This window comes from Pseudomonas sp. NBRC 111119 (assembly GCF_001320125.1).
Taxonomy (GTDB): domain Bacteria; phylum Pseudomonadota; class Gammaproteobacteria; order Pseudomonadales; family Pseudomonadaceae; genus Aquipseudomonas; species Aquipseudomonas parafulva.
In genome coordinates this window covers 1-7333 of the sequence record NZ_BCAV01000085.1, presented here as the reverse complement: position 1 = coordinate 7333, position 7333 = coordinate 1, and the positions used below count along the sequence as shown (strand labels likewise).

Annotated in this window: 1 protein-coding gene; it reads right to left on the bottom strand. The window is 62.1% G+C overall.

All coding sequences use genetic code 11. From position 1 onward, the window contains the following. A partial coding sequence (locus APH25_RS24505; RefSeq protein ID WP_156333275.1) for a non-ribosomal peptide synthetase occupies positions 1-7333 on the bottom strand: 7333 nt, incomplete at both ends.

The following is a 7333-nucleotide window of genomic DNA, read 5'->3' as shown; positions in this document are numbered from 1 at the left end:
TCAGCTGCTGCTCACCTGCCGCAGGGCTGATCAGCCCCACTTCTCCCAGAGGGCGCTGCGCCGATACACACAGGTTGTGTAACAGAGTGCGCAGGGCTTCGGCCAACGCGTCAATCCCTACGTTCGAGAAATGCAGCCTGTTATAGCTGAACTGGAACGTCAGCTGCTCGCCCACGTTGACCAGCAATGTCAGCGGGAAGTTAGTACGTTCATGGGTGTGCACCTCGCCGAAACGAAGCTCGCCTGGTGCAGAGTCTTCAAGCGCCTGAGAAACCGGGTAGTTCTCAAACACCAGAATAGTGTCGAACAGCGCCTCACCGCTCATGCCCGCCCAGCGCTGGATCTCCGCCAACGGCGTATGCTCGTGCTCACGCAGCGCCACATTCTGCGCCTGCACGGTCTGCAGCCAATGCTCGACGGTCATCTGCGCCTGCGGCGTGGCAATAACGGGCAAGGTATTGATGAATAGGCCAATCTGCTGTTCGATCCCTTTCAGCTCGGCGGGACGGCCAGACACCGTAGCCCCGAAGGCCACCGTCGCGTGGCCGATATGCCGTTGCAGCAGTAGCAGCCACGCCGCTTGTACCACGGAGTTGAGGGTGACCTTACTGGCCTTGGCAAAGTCGCTCATGAGACGAGTGCGCTGCGCATCCAGTGTCAGGAACAGGTCGTCGTAGCCAGCACTCTGCGGCTGACGCTCACGCCCCAGGGCTGCAGCCAGACGGGTAGGTTCCTGCAGTTCACCGAGCTGGGCTCTCCAGAAGGTCTCGCTGGCTGCCATGTCCTGCTGCTGCAGCCAGGCGATGTAATCGCTGTAGCGGCCGCTGCGGCTGTTCACACGTTGGCCCGCATAATGCTGCAGAACCTCGCCTAGCAGCTGGGAGCTGCTCCAGCCGTCCATCAACAAATGGTGGCTGGTGAAAATCAGGTGATAGCGGTTCACAGCGACGCGAACCACATGCAGATCCAACAACGGCGCCTGGGCAAGCTGGAAACCGGCGCTGCGCAGCGCCATCGCCAACTGGTCAAGGGCTACGGCCTGATCGGCTTGCATGCGCCAGTCCTTCACCGTGAACGGCAGTCGCGCCTGCTTGAACACCACTTGCAGTGGCGTAGCCAGCTCCCCCTCCCAGAGGAAGCCGCTTCGCAGCACTTCGTGGTTGGCGAGCGCAGCCTGCCAAGCCAGTCGGAAGCGCTCAGGCTCCAGGCCTTCGACGTCCAGACGCATCTGATTGATGTAATCGCCGCTGTCTTGCTGATACAGCGTATGGAACAGCATGCCCTGCTGCATGGGTGACAGCGGATAGATGTCCTCTACCTCGGTGATGCGCAGCTGTAACGTATCAAGCACGGGCTGTGGCAATTGCGCCAGCGGGAAATCCGACGGCGTCGCCCCATGGTGGGCGCTGTCGCAGCAGTGCTCGATCAGCGTGGTCAGCTCCTGCTCGAACGCCTCGGCCAGTGCCTGGACCGTCTGCGTGTGGAACATGCTGGTGCTAAAGCGCCAGTCGACAGTCAGTTGGCCGCCGTATACCTGGCCATTGAGCGTCAACCAGTTCCCCAGCGGCGCATCTTCGCCGTGCTCAGCCCCTGCTGCCTCATGAGCCGGGACGAAAAGCGCGCCCTCAGCCTCATCGAAACTGCCGTCGAACTGCCCGAGGTAGTTGAAGGTGATCCGCCCGGTAGGCTGCGCGGCGAGCGCAACACGGCTAGGGCCACCGCCCAGATACCGCAGCGCGCCATACCCCAAGCCTTTGTCAGGGATGGCTCGCAGTTGCTCCTTGATTGCCTTGATAGACGCTTCGAGGGTATCTGCTGGTTGCAGATACACGGGGAACAGGCTTGTGAACCAACCCACGGTCCGGGTCAGGTCAATATCGTCGAACAGGTCTTCACGGCCATGCCCTTCGATCTGCAGCAAGCTGCCGGAGCAGCCTGTCCATGTACAAATCACGCGTGCCAGGGCCGTCAGCAACAAGTCATTGACCTGGGTACGGTAGGCTGCCGGCGCCACTTGCAGCAATTTGCGCGTGAGCTCGGCGGTGAGTCGGCTTTCGACGGTGTTGGCGTTACCACTGCGAAGGCTGCCTTCAGGGTTATCGCAGGGCAAATCGGCCTCGGCATTGGCCAGATGAGCCTGCCAAAAATCCAGCTCCCCCTGATCAGCCTGCTGTTGCGCGTGGCCATGCAGGCGCTGGGCCCAATCCTTCAGCGCACTGGTGCGTGCGGGCAACTGGACGGTGTGCCCGGCCGACAGGGTACGGTAAACGGCTTGCAGGTCTTCGAGCAGGATCCGCCAAGACACACCATCGACCACCAAGTGATGGGCGAGCAACAGCAAGCGCTGGCTGCCATCGGCCAATGTCGCCAGCACGGCTCGCATCACAACACCGGCGCTCAGGTCGAGCGAGCGCTGGGCTTGATCACATATTGCCTCCAGCGCCTGCTGGTCTTCCACCTGCACCTCCCACAGCAATGGGCGGTCGGCCCACTGTTGCTGTAGCGTTGCCAGCGGCTGGTAACTGGCCTGCCATCCATCGCCGGCAGGCGTAAAGGCTAGCCGCAGGGCATCGTGGTGCTCGACCAGTTGCAACAGCGCCGACCGCACCAGAGCGCCTTCGAGCGGCACTTGAGCCTTGAGCAGCACCGATTGGTTCCAGTGGCCACGTTCAGCCATGGGCCACTCGAAAAACACCTGCTGCACAGGCAGCAACGGCGTATCGCCCACCGCCGGGCCATACGCCTTGGACTCGCCCTGTACGCCGGCGCGGGCAACCGTTGCCAGCGCCTGGATGGTCTGGTGTCGGAACAGTTCCTTGGGCGTGAAATGAATGCCAGCCAGGCGCGCACGGCTTACCAACTGGATCGAAATGATGGAATCGCCGCCCAGTTCGAAGAAATTGTCAGTGATGCCGACCGTCTCAAGGCGCAGCACTTCTTGCCACACTTCGGCCAGCCCAGCTTCTATCTCGTTGCGCGGCGCAACTTGGTCCAGACGGTCGTTGGTGCTTTCAGGCCTGGGGAGTGCCTTGCGGTCAAGCTTGCCATTTGGCGTCAACGGTAGCTGGCCAAGCAGATGTACATGGGCAGGCACCATGTAGCCGGGAAGCATCTGGCGCAAGTGCTCGCGGGCCGCCTCGCGCAAAGGCTGGCCTGGCAACTCCAGCGCCTGCGGGTCACGCGGTGTCAGGTAGGCGACCAACTGTTGCCCCCGTGGCCCTTCGTGAGCCAGTGCAACTGCCTCGCGTACGCCGTCAACCTGCTGCAGGCATGCTTCAATTTCGCCAAGTTCGATGCGGAAACCGCGGATTTTGACCTGATGGTCGATGCGCCCGATGTAATCGGTCGTATCGTCCTCACGCACACGCACCAGGTCACCCGAACGATACAAGCGCTGGCCATGGCCGCCGTAAGGGTGAGGCACGAAGCGTTCGGCAGTCAGCGATGGGCGGTTCAGGTAACCGCGCGCAAGCCCGCTGCCGCCGATGAACAGCTCACCGGCGACGCCACGAGGCAATGGGCTGAGGTCAGCTGCCAGCACATAGGTACTGCGGTCTCCGACGCGGCTACCAATAGGCGCGTAGGCCGCCCCGCAGCAGTGACTCCGATCAGCTTTCCATATCAGTGGCGTCACCACGGTTTCGGTCGGGCCATAACCATTGATGATGTGCTCGGGGCGCAGCGCGCGCTTGGCCAGCTCGAAACTCGCTGCGGGCACGGCATCGCCACCGAAGCAGTAGATGCGCGTCGCGGGTGGGTTGCCATCGCGCTCAGCATGCTCGGCCAGCTGTTGCAGGTACACCGGCGGGAACGCCGCCACCGTCACACCATGGGCATGCATTGCGGCATAGGTCTGCTCGGTCGTCCACAGATTGTCGTCACGCATCAATAGCCGCCCACCGTGGGTCAGCAAGGTCAACCAGCGCTCATGGGCACCGTCGAAGGCAAACGACATGAAATGCAGTTCGCAATCGTCTTCGGTCATTGCATAGCGTTCGCCGATGGCCTGGCAGTGCATGGAGATCGGGCCGTGAGCGACGCACACACCTTTTGGCTGGCCTGTGGAGCCAGAGGTGTAGATGACATACGCAATGTTGTGAGGGTGCAGCGCCACAACCGGGGCGTGGGCTGGCCAGGTGGCCAGGTCAATGCAGTCGGTCTCAAGCAGCGGCAGCCCGTCCAATGGCAATTGCTGGCTCAGCGAACGATCGCTGAGCACCAGTGTCGCACCGCAGTCCTGCAGCAGGTAGGCCAGGCGTTCGCGCGGGTAGCTGGCATCCAGCGGTACGTACGCCGCACCTGCTTTAAGCACCGCCAGCAATGCGACGATCATCTGCTCGTTGCGTGGCAAGGCCACGGCCACGCGCACTTCCGGGCCAACGCCCTGGGCCATCAGCGCATGGGCTAGGCGATTGGCCCGCGTATCGATCTGGCCATAGCTGAACACCTGGTCGTCGAAGATCACAGCCGTACGGTCTGGCGTGCACGCGGCGTGCTCGGCGATACGCTGGTGGACGTAGGGTTCGACCGGGTACGGATGAGGGGCGTTGAGGCCGTGTAACGCCTGCCACTCAGGCGGCAGCAAGATATCCAGGGCTCCGAGCGGGCGCTGCGCATCCTGCGTGAATTGCGAGAACAGCTGCAGCAACTGCGCATTGATCCGGTAGATGGCGGCGTCGCTGAAATGCGCTCGCGCATAGCCGTAGTGCAGGCTCAGGGTTTCACCCAGGTTCACCCCCAGGGTAAGCGGGTAACTGGTCTGCTCCAGGGTATGCACGTGCCCGAAACGAGGACCGCGGTGTTCGCCGCCCTGCAAAGCGTCGGACAACGGATAGTTCTCGAATACCAGAATACTGTCGAACAGCGCCTCGCCCTGCTGCCCGGCCCAACGCTGAATGTCGAACAGCGGTGTGTGCTCGTGCTCACGCAGGCCAAGGTTCAACGCCTGTACAGCCTGTAGCCATTCGGACACGCTTTGCCCGGGTTGGTACCCTGCGATCACCGGCAGCGTATTGATGAACAGGCCAACTTGTTGCTCGATACCCGGCAAGGCCGACGGCCGCCCTGACACCGTGGCACCGAAGGCCACCGTGCCCTGGCCCGTGTAACGCTGCAGAAGCACAAGCCAGGCCGCCTGCACCAGTGTATTAATGGTCACCTTCTGTTCGCGGGCGAAATGGTTGAGTGCCTGGGTGCACTCGGCATCCAGCAGGTGCACAAGCTCACCATGCCCTTGCAGGTTGCCCTGCTCCCCGCGCACCAGGCTCTGGGCCAGGCGAGTGGGTTCATCGAGATCTGCCAGGTGGGCCTTCCAGAACGCTTCGCTGGCATGCATGTCACGCGCTTGCAGCCAGGCGATATAGTCACGGTAACGCCCTACGCCCGCAGGCACTGCTTCGCCGCGGTAGCGTTGCAGCACTTCGCCAAACAACTGGGCATTGCTCCAGCCGTCAAGCAGGATGTGATGATTGGTAAAGATCACATGGTGAGTATCATCACCCGTGCGCACCAGGCACAGGCTCATGAGCGGCGCCTGGTCCAGAACGAAGCTCCTGGTCCGCTGCGCCTCGGCCAAGCCTGGCAGCGACTGCTCCAGGTCACTGTGATCAGCCCAGTCCAGATAGGTAACAGGCAACTGCGCATCACGCAGTACAACCTGAACAGGCCGCGCGACGTCGCCTTGCCAGATGAACGCACTGCGCAGCGTGTCGTGGGCCAGCACGGTGGCCTGCCACGCGGCCTCGAATCGCAAACGGTCCAGCCCTTGCACATCGACACGTAACTGGTTGATGTAGTCATTGCCCTGCTGATCGAACAGGGTATGGAACATCATACCCTGCTGCATGGGTGACAAGGGGTAGATGTCTTCGATACGCGCAGCCGCGAAGGGTAGGCTGTCAAGCTGCCGTTGGCTCAGGCCCGCAAGGGGGAAGTCCGAAGGCGTGACGCCGGCATGGCTGGCGTCGCAGCAATGGGTTACCAGTGCGGTGAGTTCAGCGGTGTAGGCGTCGGCCAGCCGTTGCAGGGTAGCGGTTTCGAACATCTGACTGCTGAAGTTCCACTCCAGGCTCAGCTGTGCATCGTAGACCTGGCCATTGATCGTCAGCCAGTTACCCAGGGGCGCCAGAGGGCTCTGCTCCGCACCTGAGGGTTCCCTGGCTGGCACGAACAACGCTGCGTCGTCGAATTGGCTATCAAACTGGCCCAGGTAGTTGAAGGTGATACGCGGCTGCGCGAGGCCAACCAGGCCGGCACTCACATCGTCGGCGGCCAAGTGGCGCAGCACCCCGTAGCCCAGTCCGTTTTGCGGGACTGCGCGCAGGTGTTCCTTGATCGTCTTCAGCGAACTGCCCAGTTCAGGCTGCGGAGTTAACCGCACCGGGAACAGGCTAGTAAACCAACCGACACTGCGGCTGAGATCCAGGTCACTGCCATGGGTTTCTCGGCCATGGCCTTCCAGCAGGATCACCGTCGAGTCAGTGCCTGCCCAACGGCACATCACCCGTGCCAGCGCAGTCAGGAGCAGGTCGTTGACCTGCGTGCGGTAGGCTGCAGGGGCAAATTGCAGCAGTTGCCGGGTGAGCCCCTTGTCCAGCCGACTTTGTACGGTCGCCAGGTAACGGTTCTGCAAGGCGCCGTCAGGGTGATCGCAAGGCAGGTCGTGTGACGCACCGGCCAGGGTGGCCTGCCAGTAGGGCAGTTGTTCAAGCAGTTGAGGGGTAGCCGCCAGCGTTGCCAGGTGTTCGGCCCAGGCCTTGAAAGCGTGAGTCTTGGCGGGCAGCTCCACAGCCCGGCCAGCTTCGAGCTGCTGGTAGGCTTGCTGCAGATCATCAAGCAGAATGCGCCACGACACGCCATCTACTACCAAGTGATGAACCACCAGCAACAGACGCTGGCTGCCATCTTCCATGGTTGCCAGCAAGGCGCGCATCAAAGGCCCCTGCTCCAGGCTCAACGACCCTTGGGCCTGATCGCAGCGTGCCTGCAGGGTAGCCTCGTCGCAATTGTCAGCAAGCCAAAGCAACTCGTTCATGGTGCCGGGCTCAAGGTAAGTGCCCTGCCATCCGTCATCACCCTTATGGAAGGTCAACCTCAGTGCATCATGGTGACGCACCACGGCCCGCAAGGCGAGGTTGAGCTTCACTGGGTCGATGGGCGTGGAAGCACTCAGTAACAGTGATTGGTTCCAGCGTTGGCGCTCAGGGATCCTGCTGGCGAAAAACAGATGCTGGAATGGCAGCAACGCGGTCGTACCGTTGGATACACCCTGGTCGATCAGCGCCTGCTTGACGAGGGTGGCCACCCGCGCCAGGCTTTGGACGGTCTGATACTG